This is a genomic window from Agromyces sp. G08B096 (genome assembly GCF_040267705.1).
Taxonomy (GTDB): Bacteria; Actinomycetota; Actinomycetes; order Actinomycetales; family Microbacteriaceae; genus Agromyces.
The window spans coordinates 3,160,880-3,176,704 of record NZ_CP158374.1; the positions used below are offsets into that span (position 1 = coordinate 3,160,880).

17 protein-coding genes are annotated in these 15,825 nt (G+C 73.5%); 6 read left to right on the forward strand and 11 right to left on the reverse strand.

The genetic code is table 11. From position 1 onward, the window contains the following. Nucleotides 1-64: 64 nt before the first annotated feature. The 3 genes from ABIQ69_RS15115 to ABIQ69_RS15125 are packed head-to-tail and all read right to left on the reverse strand — an operon-like array spanning nt 65 to nt 3,339. The gene (locus ABIQ69_RS15115) at nt 65-1,444 is read right to left on the reverse strand and encodes an FAD-dependent oxidoreductase (RefSeq protein ID WP_350347952.1); all 1,380 of its coding nucleotides are present in this window, start codon (nt 1,442-1,444) and stop codon (nt 65-67) included. Between the two features lie 14 nt (nt 1,445-1,458). Then, on the reverse strand, nt 1,459-2,580 hold the full coding sequence (locus ABIQ69_RS15120) for a polyprenyl synthetase family protein (RefSeq protein ID WP_350347953.1): 1,122 nt from the start codon (nt 2,578-2,580) through the stop codon (nt 1,459-1,461). A gap of 54 nt (nt 2,581-2,634) precedes the next feature. Further along, nucleotides 2,635-3,339 (reverse strand): class I SAM-dependent methyltransferase, encoded by a 705-nt coding sequence (locus tag ABIQ69_RS15125; RefSeq protein WP_350347954.1) that lies wholly within the window; start codon nt 3,337-3,339, stop codon nt 2,635-2,637. A 123-nt stretch (nt 3,340-3,462) separates the two neighbouring features. Between ABIQ69_RS15125 and ABIQ69_RS15130 the strand changes: the two genes are divergently transcribed. Continuing rightward, nucleotides 3,463-3,747 (forward strand): DUF427 domain-containing protein, encoded by a 285-nt coding sequence (locus ABIQ69_RS15130; protein WP_350347955.1) that lies wholly within the window; start codon nt 3,463-3,465, stop codon nt 3,745-3,747. 74 nt (nt 3,748-3,821) lie between these two features. Continuing rightward, the gene (locus ABIQ69_RS15135; RefSeq protein WP_350347956.1) at nt 3,822-5,120 is read left to right on the forward strand and encodes a chorismate-binding protein; all 1,299 of its coding nucleotides are present in this window, start codon (nt 3,822-3,824) and stop codon (nt 5,118-5,120) included. Nucleotides 5,121-5,126: 6 nt separating this feature from the next. On the opposite strand, the gene ABIQ69_RS15140 is transcribed toward ABIQ69_RS15135, so the two are convergent. The 3 genes from ABIQ69_RS15140 to ABIQ69_RS15150 all read right to left on the reverse strand — a co-directional run bounded on the left by ABIQ69_RS15140 (nt 5,127) and on the right by ABIQ69_RS15150 (nt 8,366). Next, entirely contained in the window at nt 5,127-5,981 is an 855-nt protein-coding gene (locus ABIQ69_RS15140; RefSeq protein ID WP_350347957.1) for a polyphosphate kinase 2 family protein, read from the reverse strand. Nucleotides 5,982-6,112: 131 nt separating this feature from the next. After that, nucleotides 6,113-7,918, reverse strand: coding sequence for a 2-succinyl-5-enolpyruvyl-6-hydroxy-3-cyclohexene-1-carboxylic-acid synthase (gene menD / locus ABIQ69_RS15145; protein ID WP_350347958.1), 1,806 nt, complete (start codon nt 7,916-7,918; stop codon nt 6,113-6,115). Beyond that, complete coding sequence (locus tag ABIQ69_RS15150) at nt 7,911-8,366, reverse strand: PLD nuclease N-terminal domain-containing protein (protein WP_350347959.1); 456 nt, start codon at nt 8,364-8,366, stop codon at nt 7,911-7,913. Before ABIQ69_RS15150 ends, menD begins: the two co-directional genes overlap by 8 nt. 75 nt (nt 8,367-8,441) lie before the next feature. Between ABIQ69_RS15150 and ABIQ69_RS15155 the strand changes: the two genes are divergently transcribed. After that, nucleotides 8,442-8,720 (forward strand): DUF4229 domain-containing protein, encoded by a 279-nt coding sequence (locus ABIQ69_RS15155; RefSeq protein WP_350347960.1) that lies wholly within the window; start codon nt 8,442-8,444, stop codon nt 8,718-8,720. Between the two features lie 54 nt (nt 8,721-8,774). Here ABIQ69_RS15155 and ABIQ69_RS15160 read toward each other — a convergent pair whose 3' ends face one another. From ABIQ69_RS15160 to ABIQ69_RS15170, 3 genes are read right to left on the reverse strand one after another with little or no spacing between them, the layout of a single operon-like run. Further along, nucleotides 8,775-9,746, reverse strand: coding sequence for a 1,4-dihydroxy-2-naphthoate polyprenyltransferase (locus ABIQ69_RS15160; RefSeq protein WP_350350031.1), 972 nt, complete (start codon nt 9,744-9,746; stop codon nt 8,775-8,777). A 57-nt stretch (nt 9,747-9,803) separates the two neighbouring features. Beyond that, nucleotides 9,804-11,021, reverse strand: a complete 1,218-nt coding sequence (locus ABIQ69_RS15165) for an AMP-binding protein (RefSeq protein WP_350347961.1) — start codon at nt 11,019-11,021, stop codon at nt 9,804-9,806. Nucleotides 11,022-11,049: 28 nt separating this feature from the next. Continuing rightward, nucleotides 11,050-11,988, reverse strand: a complete 939-nt coding sequence (locus tag ABIQ69_RS15170) for a 1,4-dihydroxy-2-naphthoyl-CoA synthase (protein WP_350347962.1) — start codon at nt 11,986-11,988, stop codon at nt 11,050-11,052. Between the two features lie 96 nt (nt 11,989-12,084). Here ABIQ69_RS15170 and ABIQ69_RS15175 point away from each other — a divergent pair, with 96 nt between their 5' ends. After that, the gene (locus tag ABIQ69_RS15175) at nt 12,085-13,083 is read left to right on the forward strand and encodes an o-succinylbenzoate synthase (RefSeq protein WP_350347963.1); all 999 of its coding nucleotides are present in this window, start codon (nt 12,085-12,087) and stop codon (nt 13,081-13,083) included. A 61-nt stretch (nt 13,084-13,144) separates the two neighbouring features. Here ABIQ69_RS15175 and ABIQ69_RS15180 read toward each other — a convergent pair whose 3' ends face one another. Next, complete coding sequence (locus ABIQ69_RS15180) at nt 13,145-13,450, reverse strand: hypothetical protein (RefSeq protein WP_350347964.1); 306 nt, start codon at nt 13,448-13,450, stop codon at nt 13,145-13,147. A gap of 90 nt (nt 13,451-13,540) precedes the next feature. On the opposite strand from ABIQ69_RS15180, the gene ABIQ69_RS15185 reads away from it, so the two are divergent. Further along, the gene (locus ABIQ69_RS15185) at nt 13,541-14,005 is read left to right on the forward strand and encodes a MarR family winged helix-turn-helix transcriptional regulator (protein ID WP_350347965.1); all 465 of its coding nucleotides are present in this window, start codon (nt 13,541-13,543) and stop codon (nt 14,003-14,005) included. A 15-nt stretch (nt 14,006-14,020) separates the two neighbouring features. Here the strand turns inward: ABIQ69_RS15185 and ABIQ69_RS15190 are convergent, their stop codons facing one another. Further along, nucleotides 14,021-14,383: a MerR family transcriptional regulator gene (locus ABIQ69_RS15190; RefSeq protein ID WP_350347966.1), complete on the reverse strand. Its 363-nt coding sequence runs from the start codon at nt 14,381-14,383 to the stop codon at nt 14,021-14,023. A gap of 110 nt (nt 14,384-14,493) precedes the next feature. Here ABIQ69_RS15190 and ABIQ69_RS15195 point away from each other — a divergent pair, with 110 nt between their 5' ends. After that, nucleotides 14,494-15,726 (forward strand): MFS transporter, encoded by a 1,233-nt coding sequence (locus ABIQ69_RS15195; RefSeq protein ID WP_350347967.1) that lies wholly within the window; start codon nt 14,494-14,496, stop codon nt 15,724-15,726. The last annotated feature ends 99 nt before the right edge of the window (nt 15,727-15,825 follow it).

Here is a 15,825-nt window from a genome sequence, read left to right on the forward strand (position 1 = left end):
TGCCTTCCGCGTCGTGCACACGCGGGTGGCCGGGAGCTCGGGGCGGTCGCCCGGCGACCGCCCGCTAGAGCTCGCCGCGCGAGATGTCGACCATGTCCTCGCGCGGTACGACCTTGATGCGGGCGCGCCCCTCGGCCTCGCCGAGCGCCATCTCGTGCTCGTCGAGCCGGTGCCAGCCGTCGAGGTCGGTCCAGCGGATGCCTCGGGCCTCGAGCATCTCGACGACCGACTCCTCCGACGGTGACTCGGGGTTCCACCAGTTGCCGAGGTCGTTGATGACGTGCTTGATCGTCTCCATCGCGTCGGACTTCGTGTGCCCGATGAGGCCGACGGGGCCGCGCTTGATCCAGCCGGTGGCGTACACGCCGTACATCTGACGCGCCTCCCCGGTCTCCTTGTCGCGGATCAGCACCTGGCCCTCGTGGTTCGGGATGACGCCGAACTTCTTGTCGAACGGGATCCCGGGCAGCGGGGAGCCGAAGTACCCGACGGCCCGGTACACGGCCTGCACGGGCAGCTCACGGATCTCGCCGGTGCCGACCACGCCGCCCTCGCCGTCGGGTGCGGTGCGCTCCCACCGGATCGCGCCCACGCGGCCGGTGCCGTCGTCGACGAGCTCGAGCGGCTTGGCGAAGAAGTGCAGGTGCAGACGGCGCGACGCCTGGCCGACCTCGCGCTGACGCCACTGCTGCAGCACCTTGTCGATGACGAACACCTGCTTGTTGCCGGCCACGGCGGCGCGAGCCGCGTCGTCGTAGTCGAAGTCCTCGTCGTAGACGATCATGTCGACGTCGCGGAGCTCGCCGAGCTCGCGCAGCTCGAGCGGCGTGAACTTCACCGAGGTCGGGCCTCGGCGGCCGAACACGTGCACGTCGGTGACGGGCGAGGCGGCCAGGCCCTCGGCGACGTTCGCAGGGATCTCGGTGGGCATGAGGTCTTCGACGTGCTTGGCGAGGATGCGCGAGACGTCGAGGGCCACGTTGCCGTTGCCGATGACGGCGACCTCTTTCGCGTCGAGCGGCCAGGTGCGCGGGAAGTCGGGGTGGCCGTCGAACCAGCTGACGAACTCAGCGGCGCCGTAGGAGCCCTCGAGCTCGATCCCCGGGATGTTGAGCGAGGCGTCGCGCACGGCGCCCGTGGCGAAGATCACGGCGTTGTAGTGGCGCTTGAGGTCGTCGAGGGTGAGGTCCTCGCCGAAGCGCACGTTGCCGAAGATGCGGATGTCACCCCGGTCGAGCACCTCGCGGAGCGCGGTGATGATGCCCTTGATGCGCGGGTGGTCGGGCGCCACGCCGTACCGCACGAGGCCGTAGGGAGCCGGGAGGTGGTCGAACAGGTCGATCGAGACGTCGAAGTTCCGTTCCGCCTTGAGCAGGATGTCGGCGGCGTAGATGCCGGCGGGTCCGGCGCCGATGATGGCCAGGCGCAGCTTGTTCCTCGTCACGGGTTCGGTCTCTCCTAGTTGGATCGTTCGACGATGGTGTCGGCGAAGCGCGTGAGCGCCTTCTTCACGGGGCCCTCGGGCAGCGGCGCGAGCGCATCGACCGCGTCGCGGGCCCAGCGGTGCGCCTCGTCGAGGGTGGCGCGGGTCGCCTCATGATCGCGGAGCTCCGCGACGATCGCGTCGACCGTCTGCGCCGAGGGCACGATGCGGGATGCCTGGGTGTTGGTGTCGAACGCGTCGGCGGCGGCCGCTGGGTCGGGCGGCATGACGTCGCGCTCGATGCGCGCGAGCAGGGCGGCGGAGGAGGCATCCGTCTTCGCCAGTTCGCGCAGCCGCAGCAGCGGCAGCGTGACGACGCCGGCGCGCAGGTCGGTGCCCGGCACCTTGCCGGTGGCCGCGGGGCTCGGCGAGAGGTCGATGACGTCGTCGATGAGCTGGAACGCGACGCCGATCTTCTCGCCGAACGCCACGATGGGCGCCTGGTACGCGGGGTCGGCGTTGGAGAAGATGATGCCCGACTGGGCGGCGGCGGCGATGAGCGAGCCGGTCTTGTCGGCGAGCACCTGGATGTAGTGCGCGATGGGGTCTTCGTGGCCCTGCGGCCCCACGGTCTCGTGCAGCTGCCCGAGCACGAGCCGCTCGAACGTGTCGGCCTGCATGCGGATGGCCCGCTCGCCGAGCCGCGCCATGAGCTGGCTCGCGCGGGCGAACAGCAGGTCGCCGGTGAGGATGGCCACCGAGTTGCCCCACACGGTCTGCGCGCTCGGGACGCCGCGGCGGCGCTCGGACTCGTCCATGACGTCGTCGTGGTACAGGCTCGCGAGGTGGGTGATCTCGATCGCCTCGGCGGCGGTGACGACGTCGTCGGTCACACCGTCGCCGAGCTGCGCGGTGAGGAGGGTCAGCATGGGCCGCACGCGCTTGCCGCCGGCGTCGAGCAGGTACCTCGCGGACGTGCCGGCGATCGGATCGGCGTAGCTGACCTCGCGCACGAGACCCGCCTCGACGCGGTCGAGCCCGTCGTCGATCGCCCTGGCCATGGCCCGATCGGCCGCGGAGGCGAAGACGCGCTCGCTCAGCCCGAGGTTGGCGGCGAGCGAGGAGCCGCGACGCGCGACCGGGAGGCTCGGTTTCACGATCCCCAGCCTACCGGGGCGGTCGCTGAGCGGTTGCCGCGTGCCGTCCGCTGGTCAGCTGGGCTTTCTGGCGCGATGCAGCGCGACCACGCCGAGGGTGAGGTTGCGCCACTGCACGTCGCGCCAGCCCGCCTCGCGGAGCCAGCCCGCGAGGGTGCGCTGGTCGGGCCAGGCGTTGATCGACTCGTTGAGGTAGTCGTAGGCGGTGTCGTTGGAGCTCGAGAGCCGCACGAGCGGCGGCATGACGTACCGCTGGTAGAACCCGTAGCCAGCACGCACGAGCCCGACCGGCGGGTGCGAGAACTCGCAGATGACGAGGCGGCCGCCGGGCCTCGTCACCCGAAGGAACTCCGCGAGGGCGAGCTTCGGCTCGTTGACGTTGCGCAGGCCGAAGGAGATGGTGACGGCGTCGAACTCGTCGTCGCCGAACGGCAGCGCGGTGGCGTCGGCCTCGACGAAGACGAGGTTCGGCACGTGCGCCTGGCGGCGCCGCCCGACCTCGATCATTCCGGGCGAGAAATCGGCGGCGACGACCGAGGCGCCCGACTTGGCGAGGCTCGCGCTCGAGGTGCCCGTGCCGGCCGCGACATCCAGGATCTTCTCGCCGCGCTTCGGGTCGACCGCGCGCGTCGTGGCGACGCGCCAGAGGGGTGCGTTGCCGACGGAGAGCACGGTGTTCGTGCGGTCGTACCCAGCGGCGACGCGGTCGAACATCGCGGACACCTGCGAGGGGTCTTTGCCGAGGTCTGCGCGGGTCATCCTCCGAGTCTACGGCGGGCGGGAATGCCCCGCCCGTGCGCCTCGTTCTCTCTCAGTGACGCTCGGCCCACGCCGGGCGTCGCGCACGCCGCGTGGTGTGCGCACGCCCATCGAGAGGAACACATGCAGGCCATCTGGAACGGCGCCGTCATCACCGACTCCGACGCCACGGTCGTGGTCGAGGGCAACCACTACTTCCCCCGCGAGGCGATCGACGAGCGCTACTTCGCGCCGAGCGAGAACCGCTCCGTCTGCCACTGGAAGGGCACGGCGTCGTACTTCCACGTCGAGGTCGACGGCAAGCGCAACCCGAATGCCGCGTGGTTCTACCCCGAGCCGTCGCCCGCCGCGGCCGAGATCGCCGGGCACGTGGCGTTCTGGCACGGCGTCGACGTCGTCGACGCCTGAGCGCCGGGTCGCGGCGACGCGAGCGGAGCGGGCGTCGCGGGCAGCGGCCCGCTCCCCCGACGTAGGCTGATCCGGTGAACCACACGGATGCCACGGCGCCGGGCGCCGCCGAGCCGCGGCTCGTCGTGCGCACCTTCCCCGTCGACGAGACCGAGCCGCTCATCCCCCGCACCGACCCGCGCAACCCCCTCGTGTGGTTGCGTCGCGGCGAGGGCATCGTGGGGCTCGGCGAGGTGCTGCGGATCGAGTCGAACGGCCGCACCCGCGTGGAGGACGCCGCAGCGGCGTGGACCGAGCTCGCCTCCCGGGCCGAGGTCGACGACCGCGTGGGCCTGCCCGGCACCGGCCTCGTCGCCTTCGGCGCGTTCGCCTTCGCCGACGACTCGGCCGCGACGAGCACGCTCATCGTGCCCGAGCTCGTCCTCGGACGCCGCGACGGCCGAGCCTGGGTGACGCGCATCGGCCTCGCAACGGGCGACCCCGAGGCGACGGCCGGCGCGGGCGTCGTCCCGGACGAGGCCGTCATCCCCGAGCCGGCTCCGAAGCGCAAGGTCCCGCGCGTGACGTTCGCGCCCGGGAGCGTGCCGCCGGCGGCATACGAGTCCGCCGTGGCCGAGGCGGTCCGGCGGATCGACGCCGGCGACCTCGAGAAGGTGGTGCTCGCACGCCAGCTCGTCGGACGGCTCGACGAGGAGGACGGCCTGCGCGCGACCATCTCCCGCCTCGCCGAGGACTACCCAGACACCTGGGTCTTCGCCGTCGACGGGCTCATCGGCGCCAGCCCCGAAACCCTCGTCCGCGTCGACCACGGCCAGGTGTCGGCCCGCGTGCTCGCAGGCACGGCGTCCCGCGGGGCGGGCGAGGCCTCCGACCGCGAACGCGCCCTGACGCTCGCGAGCTCGCCGAAGGACCTCGCCGAGCACGCCCTCGCGGTCGCGAGCGCCGTGAAACGACTCGCCCCGCACACCGCCAGGCTCGATGCGAGCCCCGAGCCGTTCACGCTGCAGCTGCCCAACCTGTGGCATCTGGCGACCGACCTCAAGGGCACGCTGGGCGACGGCTCGAGCTCGCTCGACCTCGTCCGTGCGGTGCATCCGACGGCCGCGGTGGCGGGCACGCCGCGGCGGGTGGCGATCGCGACGCTCGCCGAGCTCGAGGGGTTCGATCGCGGCCGCTACGCCGGCCCCGTGGGCTGGATCGACGGCGACGGCGACGGCGAGTGGGCCATCGCGCTCCGCTGCGCCCAGGTCGACGGCGACGGAACGGTCACCGCATATGCGGGCTGCGGCATCGTCCACGATTCGGTGCCCGCCGACGAGCTCGCGGAGACCGACATGAAGTTCCGGCCGATCGTCGAGGCGTTCGGCGGCTGAGGCCGGTCAGCTCGCGAGCAGCCGCGCCTTCTGTTCCGCCACGTCGTAGTCGGCCGCCGGCCACTCCAGCTGCATGGCCTCGAGCGCGTCGATGAGCAGGTGCTGGACCGCGAGTCGGGCGTACCACTTCCGGTCGGCGGGGACGACGTACCACGGGGCATCCGCCGTCGAGGTGCGGTCGAAGGCGACCTGGTAGGCCTCCGCGTACCCCTCCCACCGTTCGCGCTCGTCGAGGTCGCCTGGGTTGAACTTCCAGTGCTTGTCTGGCCGTTCGAGGCGTTCGAGCAGGCGTCTGCCCTGCTCCTCGCGCGAGAGGTGCAGCATGACCTTGATGATCGTGGTGCCCGTCGCCGCGACCTCGGACTCGAACTCGTTGATGGCGTCGTAGCGGCGCTCGATCTCCTCCGGCGGTGCGAGCTCACGCACCCGCCCGATGAGCACGTCCTCGTAGTGCGAGCGGTCGAAGACGCCGATCATGCCGGCCTCGGGGAGCCGCTTCCTGATCCGCCAGAGGAAGTCGTGCGCGAGCTCCTCGTCGGTCGGCTTCTTGAACGCAGCGAGCTGGACGCCCTGCGGATCGACCGAGCCCATGACGTGCTTGACGATGCCGCCTTTGCCCGCGGTGTCCATGGCCTGGAGCACGAGCAGGATCCGTCGTTCGTCGCCCATGCGGCTGTTGGCGAAGAGACGTTCTTGCAGGTCGGCGAGCAGCTTCGCGCCCTCGGCGAGCGCCCGGTGCCCGGCGGCCTTGTCGCCGTCGAACCCCGGATGCGCGTCGCTCGGCGCCTCCGCGAGTCGGAAGCCGGGCCCGACCCGCAGCAACGGCGCCGGGTCCTCGGTCCAGAACGGCTCACGGCTCATCTCGACTCCCCTCGACTGGCTGGCGCTGCTCGGCTCAACCGGTTCGGGTTCGGGTTCGGATCGGATCGGCCACGCGCCGAGCCCTATCCTGCCCGGCCGGGGCTCGCCGTGTCGACGGGTCGACCGAGCGGCTACCGCGCGAGCGGCACCTCGAGGAGGGTCGGCGCAGCCACCGCCGTGCCGAGCACCGCCTCGAGCTCGCCGCGCGTCGTCGCCCGCGCGTACGTCCATCCGTACGCCGTCGCGAGGGCCGCGAGGTCGACGTGCTGCGGCGTGAACTGCACCCGGTCGAACGCCTCCGCCGGCGCGGATGCCGCGACCTCGAGCGAGTCGAAGATCGTGCCGCCGCCGTCGTTGCCGACGATGAGCTGGATCCGCGGGCGGTGCTCGCCGTCGCCGAGCAGCAGCGAGCCGACATCGTGCAGGAGGGTGAGGTCTCCGATGAGGGCGCGCGTCGTGCCGGGCTTCGCGTCGGGCTCGCGCTGGCTGGCGATGGCGATGCCGAGCGCGGTCGCGACCGTGCCGTCGATGCCCGCGAGGCCGCGGTTGGCGTGCGCCGCGATGCGCCGGCCGGCGACGACGCGGTCGGCGTCGCGGATGAGCCGGGATGCCCCGAACACGAGCCGATCGTGCGGCCACGTGGCCGCCCACACCGCCTCGACGAGCATGCGGCGGGTGACGGGCTCGCGGACCCGCGCGAGCTGCGCCTTGAGGTAGGCCCGCTGCGCGGCGAAGTCGGAGACATGGCCGGTCTCGTCGACACCGCTCAGCACGGGCGCGTCGCCGCGCGAGGCAACCGTGGTGCCCGGATCGGCCGCCTCGCCCGCGGCGAGGATCGCGCGGCTCGCGTGGACCCAGCGTCCGGTCCAGGCGCGCTCCTCGGCGGTCTGCTCGTGCGGTTCGGCGCGCACCGCGCGCTCGAACCGGCGCACGCGGTGGCCGGGGTTGAACCACTCGATGCCCGACGGCGCGACCGCGATCGCCTCGACGCCATCGCGCTGCACGAGCGACGGCACCTCGCGCGACAGCGTGGGATGCCCGAACACGACGACCCGCTCGACCTGATCGCCGAACCCGGGCTCCTGGATGAGCTCTCGGTAGGCCACGACGAGGTTCGGCCCGAAGTGCGCGCCGCTCGTCACCTCGGCCGCGAGCGGCCAGCCGCCGGCGCGGGCGAACGCCTCGGCCTCGGGTCCGGCCCCGGCGCCCGCGATGACGAGGGTCCTCGGCCCGGCGGTGATCACGGCGGCGGCGCCGGCGGCGTCGGGGCCCGGGCGCTGCTCGGCGAGCGTCGCGCGGCGCGCCTCGACGGCCGCCCGATCGACGGCGACCGCGGCCGACAACGGTTCGACGAGCTGCAGGTTCAGGTGCACGGGGCCCGGCCCGGGATGGGCGATGGCCGCGCCGCGGTCGTCGACGCCCTGGGAGGCGTCGACCGCGCGCCGGGCGAGCCGGCGCGCGGCGTCGCGTTCATCGGCCGCGCCGCTCGGCGCGGTGACATCCCGCTCGTACCGCACGGCCCCCGCGAAGATGCCGGGCTGCATGGTGGTCTGGTTCGAGCGGATGCCCCGGAGCTCCGCCGGACGGTCGGCCGTGACGGCGATGAGCGGCACGCCCGAGTGGTGGGCTTCGAGCACCGCCGGGTGGAGGTTCGCGACGGCCGTGCCCGACGTGGTGATGACGACCGCCGGGCGACCCGTCTCGACGGCGAGCCCGAGCGCGAGAAACCCCGCGCCCCGCTCATCGATGCGTACGTGCAGGCGCACGAGGCCGGCACGCTCGAGCTCGGCCGCGGCGAGCGCGAGGGCTTGGGACCGCGAGCCCGGCGCGACGACCAGGTCGGTCACGCCGAGTGCGACGAACTCCGCGAGCAGCGCGAGCGCGAACTCGGCGGCGGGCGACTCGCGGGAGGGGCGCTCGTGACCGGGCTCAGCCATTCGGCCGGCCGGTCGAACCGGAGTCCCCGGGGTCTGGCGCGTCGGGCCGCTTGTGCTCGTGCGGTGCGCCGGGGCCGTCGGCGCCTCGGCCCTCGGCATCGGTGCCGGCATCGCCCGGCTCCGAGTCGAGGTCGGCGAGCTCCTGCTCCAGCCGGCGGATGCGCTCCTCCTGCTCGGCGTCGCGCTCGAGCCGGCGGAGGAACTCGGTGTCGTCGTCGGGCGCGACCTGTCCGCCGCGCGGCACGCCACGGGCCGCGCCGCGGGCCCGACCGCGACCGATGATGAACCACAGCGCGGCGCCGATGACCGGCACGAGGAGGATGACCACGATCCACCACCCGCGAGGGAGGCCGCGGATGCGCGACCGATCGAACAGCGCGCAGTCCACGACGGCGTAGATCATGAAGACCACGGCCGCGACCACCAAGGGGATGGCGAGCCTGACCATGCCCCAAGTGTAGGCACGTTCGGCTCACGGTCGGCTGGGAGCGCTCGCCCAGGTCGCCGCGCCTACACTGTCAGGGTGAAATCCGCCCCCGCCTGGCTCTGGTACACCGTCCTGCGCGTGCTGCTGTTCGCCGTGCCGTTCGCGGTGCTGATGCTCTCGGGCGTGGTCTGGTGGCTCTCGGCGATCGTGGCGGCGCTGTTCGGCCTCGCCGCATCCGCGGTGTTCCTGCGGAAGCAGCGGGACCAGATCTCCCGCGACCTGTACGCGGTCCGTCACCGCGAGCGCCCGGCGGTCACGGCCGACGACGAGGCCGAGGACTCGGCGATCGAGTCGCGCGAGCGCGCCGCCGAGTAGCCGAGCGGGCGCACACAGCCGAGCCGGCGAGCCGCACGGCACCGCGGCCGGCGCCTACAACGCGAAGACCAGTCCGAGGCCGATGCCGTAGACGAGCGAGGTGAGGCTCGCCAGCTGGAGCGCGGTGATGAGCTCCCGCGGCGTGCGCCCCCAGATGACGATGATGCACGCGGGGATCGCCGCGAGGAGCGCGAACAGCACGAGCACCGCCGCCGGGTAGAGCAGCGCGAAGAACGCGACGAGCCCGAACGGCACGAGCATGAACACCGCGAAGAGGATGCGTCCGGCGAGGGGGCCGATGCGCACGGCGAGGGTGCGCTTGCCGGCGAGGCGGTCCTGTTCGACGTCGCGGAGGTTGTTGGCCATCAGCACCGCGCAGGCGATGAGCCCGACGCCGACGCCGCCGAGGATGGCCTCCAGGTTGACCGCCAGCGCCTGCACGTACGCCGAGCCGACCGTGGCGACCAGGCCGAAGAACACGAACACGACGAGCTCGCCGAGCCCGGCATAGCCGTAGGGCCGCTTGCCGCCGGTGTAGAACCAGGCCGCGACGATGGCGACCGCGCCGACGGCGAGGAACCACCACTGCTGGGTGATGATCGTGAGCGCCAGGCCGGCGAGGGCGGCGAGGGCGAAGAAGGCGAGGGCCACGGCGAGCACCTGCTTCGGCCGGGCGGCGCCCGAGCCGGTCAGCCGGGCCGGGCCGACCCGGTGGTCGTCGGTGCCGCGCACGCCGTCGGAGTAGTCGTTGGCGTAGTTCACGCCGATCTGCAGCGCGAGCGCGACGACGAGCGCGAGCAGCGCTCGCACCGGATGCCACGGCTCGTCGGGCAGCAGCACGACGCCGGCGCCGGTGCCGAGCGCGACGGGCGAGATCGCGAGCGGCAGGGTGCGCAGCCTGGCTCCGGCGATCCAGTCGGACGCCGTCGCCGGCCCCCGGGCGACCGTCGGGGCCGCGGCGGCCTTCGCGGGGTTGCCCGAGCGCCCACGGGTGCGCGAGCCGGATCGGGGGCTGGGGGGAGTCATCCGCTGCTGTCTCGGGCGTGCCACCCGGCCATCGTAACGACGCCGGCTTGCCGGTTCCTATGCGTGATCGCGGGCGAGCGCGGCGATCGCACGCCGGTCTGGCTTGCCGCTCGCGAGCATCGGCAGTGGGTCGGCGACGACGAGGCGGACGGGGCGCCCGGCCGGCGGCAGGCCGGCGGCATCCGTCGCCGCGGCGAGCGCGTCGAGCGAGACGGATGCCCCGGTCGCGACCACGGCCGCCCGTTCGCCCCATTCGCGGTCGGGCACCGCGACGACGACCGCGTCGGCGAGCCCCGGCAGCGTGCGCACCGCGCGCTCGATCTCGCCGAGCGCGACCTTCACGCCGCCGGAGATGATGACGTCGTCGGCGCGTCCGCGGATGCGCAGCACGCCCTCGGGCGAGAGCTCGCCGAGGTCCCCGGTGCGGTACCAGCGTGAGCCGTCGGAATCGGTCGTGAAGGCGCGGGTCGTCCGCGCCGGGTCGCCGAGGTAGCCGTCGGCGAGGGTCGGCCCGCCGAGCTCGACGACGCCGTCGCCGGCGACGCGCACCCGGACTCCCGGCAGGGGCCGGCCGTCGTAGACGCAGCCGCCGGCCGTCTCGCTCGCGCCGTAGGTCCGGACCACGCGGGCACCGAGCACCGCGGCCGCGACCCGCACCGGCTCGGGCAGCGCCTGCCCGCCGATGAGGATGCCCGCGTACGCGCGGAGCGCCCCGGCGACCTCGTGGTCGGGGTCGCCGGCCGCGGCCTCGACGAGCCGCGCGAGCTGCACGGGCACGAGCGAGGTGAGGCGCGGACGGGCGTCGCGGGTCCGCATGAGACGGGCCGTCGCCTCGACGAACGCGCCGGGCTCGAAGTGCCCGCCGTCGAGCACCGCCGGCTCCGTTCCGGCGAGGATGCTCCGGACGAGCACCTGCGCGCCCGCGATGTAGTGGGCGGGCAGGGCGAGCAGCCAGCGGCCGTGGCCGCCCATCCGCTCCGCGGTCGCTTCGGCGCTCGCCCGGAGGGCGGCGGCGGACAGCGCGACGCGCTTCGGCGCCTCGGTGGAGCCGCTCGTCTCGACGACGAGCGCAACCCCGTCGGGCACGTCCGCCGGGAGCGCGTCGGCCCGGAGCACGTCAGCCGGAAGCGCGTCGGCCGCGCCACGGGAGTCGGGCGCGGTGCCCACGGTCGTCTCGGCGACGGGCCAGACGGCCGGGCCGCCGTCGAGCGCGTCGCGCAACGCAGCCGTGACCGCCGCGACGTCGCCCGTCGGGACGCGGACGAGCGCCGTCATCGCCGGCTCCCCCACCGGCCGGCTGCCGTCAGTAGTGCCATGGGTACGGGCCCCAGTCGGGATCGCGCTTCTCGAGGAACGCGTCACGTCCTTCGACGGCCTCGTCGGTGCCGTACGCGAGCCGCGTCGCCTCCCCCGCGAACACCTGCTGGCCGACCATGCCGTCGTCGACCGCATTGAACGCGAACTTCAGCATGCGGATCGCGGTCGGCGACTTCGTGAGGATCGTGCGCGCCATCGCGATCGCCTCGCGCTCGAGCTCGGCATGCGGGACGACCCGGTTCACGGCGCCCATCTCGTAGGCCCGGTCGGCCGAGTACTCCTCGGCCAGGAAGAACACCTCGCGGGCGAACTTCTGCCCGATCTGCCTGGCGAAGTAGGCCGAGCCGTAGCCGGCGTCGAACGAGCCGACGTCGGCGTCGGTCTGCTTGAACCGGCCATGCTCACGGCTCGCGATGGTGAGATCGCAGACCACGTGCAGGGAGTGCCCGCCGCCGGCCGCCCAGCCCGGCACCACGGCGATGACGACCTTCGGCATGAACCGGATGAGCCGCTGCACCTCGAGGATGTGCAGCCGCCCGACCGCCGCGTGGCCGTGCGGGTCGGCGGTGCCGCCGGCGCCGTCGACGATCGCCGTCTCGGCGTCGGAGTACTTGTAGCCGTCGCGGCCACGGATGCGCTGGTCGCCGCCCGAGCAGAAGGCCCACCCGCCGTCTTTCGCGCTCGGCCCATTGCCGGTGAGGAGCACCACGCCGATGCGCGGGTTCGTCCTCGCGTCCTCGAGCGCGCGGTACAGCTCGTCGACCGTGTGGGGACGGAACGCGTTGCGCACCTCGGGCCGGTCGAACGCGATGCGCGCGATCCGACCGTCGAGCGAGTGGTGCACGGTGACGTCGGTGAAGGATGCCCCGACCGGAGCCGCCTGCCACTCGGCCGGATCGAACAGTTCGGAGACCTCGGCGCTCATGCTCACAGCCTAGTTTCCGCGGGGCCGTGGACCCTCGTTCCCGGACGTGCCCGCGCGGGGCGGGCGCGCACGGCCGGCAGGGGGCACGATGGGAGCGTGACCGACGACGCCGCACCCCTGCCCCCGCTCACCGACGTGCTCGCGACGGCCCGGGTGGTCGCCCTCCCGCTCGTCACGAGGTTCCGCGGCATCGACGTGCGCGAGGCCGTGCTCTTCGAGGGACCTGCGGGGTGGACGGAGTTCTCGCCGTTCGCCGAGTACGACGACGAGGAGGCAGCGGCCTGGCTCGAGGCATCCCTCGACTACGGCTGGCGGCCCGCGCCGCCCGCCCGGCGCGACCGGATCCGGGTGAACGCGACGGTGCCCGCGGTCGATCCCGACAGCGTCTCCGCCGTGCTCGCCCGCTTCCCCGGGTGCCGGACGGCGAAGGTGAAGGTCGCCGCGGGCGATCAGACCCTCGCGCAGGACGTCGCCCGGGTGCGCGCGGTGCGCGAGGTGCTCGGCCCCGAGGGCCGGGTCCGCCTCGACGCGAACGGCGGCTGGAACGTCGATGAGGCCGAGCACGCGCTGCACGCGCTCGCGGAGTTCGATCTCGAGTACGTCGAGCAGCCGTGCGCGAGCGTCGCCGAGCTCGCCGAGATCCGCCGGCGGACGAAGTACATGGGCATCCCGATCGCGGCGGACGAGAGCGTGCGGCGTGCCGCGGACCCGCTCGCCGTGGCCCAGGCGGGCGCGGCGGACCTGCTCGTGGTCAAGGCCCAGCCGCTCGGCGGCATCCGGCGGGCGCTCGCAGTCGTCGAGGCCGCCGGCCTGCCGGTGAACGTGTCGAGCGCGCTCGACACGAGTGTGGGGCTTGCGATGGGCGCGGCCCTCGCGGCCGCCGTGCAGGAGCTCGACTACGACTGCGGGCTGGGCACTGCGTCACTGCTCGCCGCGGATGTCACGGCCGAGCCGCTCGTCCCGGTCGACGGGGCGGTGCCGGTCGGCCGGGTGGTGCCCGACGCAGCCCTGCTCGACCGGCACGCCGCCGACGCCGAGCGCACGGCCTGGTGGCTCGCTCGCCTCGAGCGCTGCCACGCCGTGCTCGCCGGCTGATCCATGCTCCCTCGCGCTCCACGGGGGCCGGGCGGCGGTGCGGTGGTGCGGTGGGCCGGGTTCACGACTCCGGCGACGACCCTTCGTCGAGCGCGGCGTCCTCCCCCGCCTCGGAGGAGATGAGCGCGTCGATCGCCGCGAAGAACGCACGGATGCCGGGGAGGTTCCCGCCCTTGGCCCGCGAGGCCTCGAGGGCCAAGGCATCCGCCCATTCGACGAGGTCGAGCCATTCATCGCCCGCGAGCCGCACGAGCCGCGCACCGCGGAAGCCCTCGCGGTCGGCGGCGAAGTCGGCGAGCATGGCGGGTCGCGCGGCGAGGAGCGCCTCGCCGTCGGCAGCGGTGAACCGGGTGAGTTCGATGGTCATCGTGCGCTCCTTCCGCGTACACCGAGGGACGCTATAGTGAGTATCAGTGATCGTCAAGATCAGTGACTATATTGACCGCAGGGGACGGATATGACCCGCAGCGACCGCAAGACCGCCGACCCCGACCTCGGGATGCTCGCCGCGCGCGTGCTCTTCGCCGTGCAGCGCGAGTTCACGGCAGACCTGCGCGCACGTGGCGTCGACGGCCTGCGACCCAAGCACGGCGCCGTGCTCGCCTACCTCGACGAGGGAGGCAGCCGCGCGACCGATCTCGCCCGGCGTTCCGGACAGCACAAGCAGGTCATCGGCACCCTCGTCGACGAGCTCACCGAGCTCGGCTACGTCCGGCGCGAGCCCGATCCGGCCGATCGGCGCGCGAAGCTCGTCGTGCCGACCGAGCGCGGGCTGGAGGAGATGCGGCGCTCCGACGCGATCGTCGCGGAGTTCGAGGCGCGCTGCGCCGACGCGCTCGGCGCCTCGGAGTACGGGGCGTTCAAGGACGCGCTCCGCCGGGTCGCCGCAGTCGGAGCGGGCGACACCGCTGAAGCCCGCTGAGGCGACGGCGCCGGCTCAGTTCGTGACGGTCGCCCGGGCGAGGTAGGCGGTGATCGCGTCGCGGTTGCGGGTGAGGCATCCGATGCGCTGGTCGAGCTGCGCGCGTCGTTCGGCGAGCGTGTCGGCGACGTCCTGCATGATGACGGGCGCGGTCGGCGACGACGTGTTCGCGAGGCACGGCAGCATGTCGTAGATCACGCCCGTCGGGATGCCGGCCTCGATGAGCCCGCGCACCTGGGAGACGCGCTCGATGGCGCTCTCGGGGTAGTCGCGGTAGCCGTTCGCCTCGCGCTCGGAGGCGATGAGTCCCTGCTGCTCGTAGTACCGCAGCAGCCGGGTCGACACCCCCGTGCGGGCCGCGAGTTCGCCGATGCGCATGCCACTCCTTTCCGCCGACAACATTCACACTAATGTCAAGGTAGTCGCAGGGCCACCCGGGATGCCCCGACTTGACCTTGACACTAGTGTCAAGGTTTCACACTGACGGCATGGCCTCACCGATCACCGCCTCAACCCCCGCCGTCGACGCGCACGCGACGCCCGGCGCTGCATCACCCCGGGCGGCGCGACCGACCCGCTTGCCCTACAACGGGCTCCTCGCCCTCGCGTCCATCGTGTTCGTCGGCGTCGTCACCGAGATCATCCCTGCCGGGCTGCTGCCGCAGATGACCACCGACCTCGGAGTCTCCGAATCCCAGGTCGGCCAGCTCGTCGCCGTCTACGCCGTCACCACGGCGATCACCGCCATCCCCCTGACCGCGCTCACCCGCGCCATCCCGCGGCGCCGGCTCCTCGTCGGCCTCGTCGTCGGATTCGCGCTCGTGAACGGCGTCACCGCGATCGCCGCGGACTACCCGACCATCCTCATCGCCCGCATCGCGGGCGGCATGCTCGCCGGATTGCTCTGGGCCGTCGCCGCCGGCTACGCCATGCGCATGGTCGAATCCGCGCACGCCGGACGCGCGCTCTCCGTCGCGATGGTCGGCACTCCCCTGGCCTTCGCGTTCGGGCTGCCGATCGCCACCACGCTCGGCACGACGCTCGGCTGGCGGGCCGCATTCGGGGTGATGGCGATCGCCAGCGTCGGCCTCGCGGTGTGGGCGGCGCTCGCGCTCCCCGCGTTCAGCGGTGAGCAGGCCGGCGCACGTGCGGGCCTGCGCTCGGTCCTCCGCCTGCCCGGCATCGCCCCCGTCCTCGCCACCACCGCCGCGTTCGTGCTGGCGCACAACGTGGCGTACACCTACATCGCCCCCCTCACGGTGCCGTCGGGCGTCGACCAGCACCTCGACGTCGCGCTGCTCGTGTTCGGCGTGCTCGCCGTCGCGGGCGTGCTCACCGCGGGGGCGCTCGTCGACCGGCACCTGCGGACGATGGTCGTGATCTCCGCCGCCCTGCTCGGCGGCGCCATGATCGCGATCGGTCTCGTCGGCGACGTGCCGTGGATCGTCTACGCGGCCGTCGGCGTCTGGGGGTTCGCCTACGGCGGCGCGCCCACCCTCCTGCAGGCCGCGCCCGCGCGGATCGCGGGAGAGTCGGCGGATGTCGCGCAGTCGATGGTGGTGGCGACGTGGAACGGGTCGATCGCGGTCGGCGCCTTCCTCGGCGGCGTCGTGCTCGACACCGCGGGCGTCGGCTGGCTGCCATGGGTCGCCCTCGCGCTCGTCGGGGTCGCGGCGCTCATCGCGACGACCTCTCGCGCCGCGTTCGCCCGAGCGAGCTGAGCGCGGCGGCGCCGCGGGTCGACGCCGCAGGGCGACGCCACCGTGCAGCGGTTGCGCGGTGCGGCGGGGCAGGTGCCCCGCCGCACCGCGCGGCACCCG

Excerpts from the sequence above, each read along its gene's own strand:
- ABIQ69_RS15150 (WP_350347959.1), bottom strand. The coding sequence starts at position 8,366 with ATGGTCAGGCTCGCCATCCCCTTGGTGGTCGCGGCCGTGGTCTTCATG.
- ABIQ69_RS15180 (WP_350347964.1), bottom strand. The coding sequence starts at position 13,450 with ATGACCATCGAACTCACCCGGTTCACCGCTGCCGACGGCGAGGCGCTC.
- ABIQ69_RS15185 (WP_350347965.1), top strand. The coding sequence starts at position 13,541 with ATGACCCGCAGCGACCGCAAGACCGCCGACCCCGACCTCGGGATGCTC.
- ABIQ69_RS15195 (WP_350347967.1), top strand. The coding sequence starts at position 14,494 with ATGGCCTCACCGATCACCGCCTCAACCCCCGCCGTCGACGCGCACGCG.
- menD (WP_350347958.1), bottom strand. The coding sequence starts at position 7,918 with ATGGCTGAGCCCGGTCACGAGCGCCCCTCCCGCGAGTCGCCCGCCGCC.
- ABIQ69_RS15170 (WP_350347962.1), bottom strand. The coding sequence starts at position 11,988 with ATGAGCGCCGAGGTCTCCGAACTGTTCGATCCGGCCGAGTGGCAGGCG.
- ABIQ69_RS15190 (WP_350347966.1), bottom strand. The coding sequence starts at position 14,383 with ATGCGCATCGGCGAACTCGCGGCCCGCACGGGGGTGTCGACCCGGCTG.
- ABIQ69_RS15165 (WP_350347961.1), bottom strand. The coding sequence starts at position 11,021 with ATGACGGCGCTCGTCCGCGTCCCGACGGGCGACGTCGCGGCGGTCACG.
- ABIQ69_RS15160 (WP_350350031.1), bottom strand. The coding sequence starts at position 9,746 with ATGACTCCCCCCAGCCCCCGATCCGGCTCGCGCACCCGTGGGCGCTCG.
- ABIQ69_RS15130 (WP_350347955.1), top strand. The coding sequence starts at position 3,463 with ATGCAGGCCATCTGGAACGGCGCCGTCATCACCGACTCCGACGCCACG.
- ABIQ69_RS15140 (WP_350347957.1), bottom strand. The coding sequence starts at position 5,981 with ATGAGCCGTGAGCCGTTCTGGACCGAGGACCCGGCGCCGTTGCTGCGG.
- ABIQ69_RS15125 (WP_350347954.1), bottom strand. The coding sequence starts at position 3,339 with ATGACCCGCGCAGACCTCGGCAAAGACCCCTCGCAGGTGTCCGCGATG.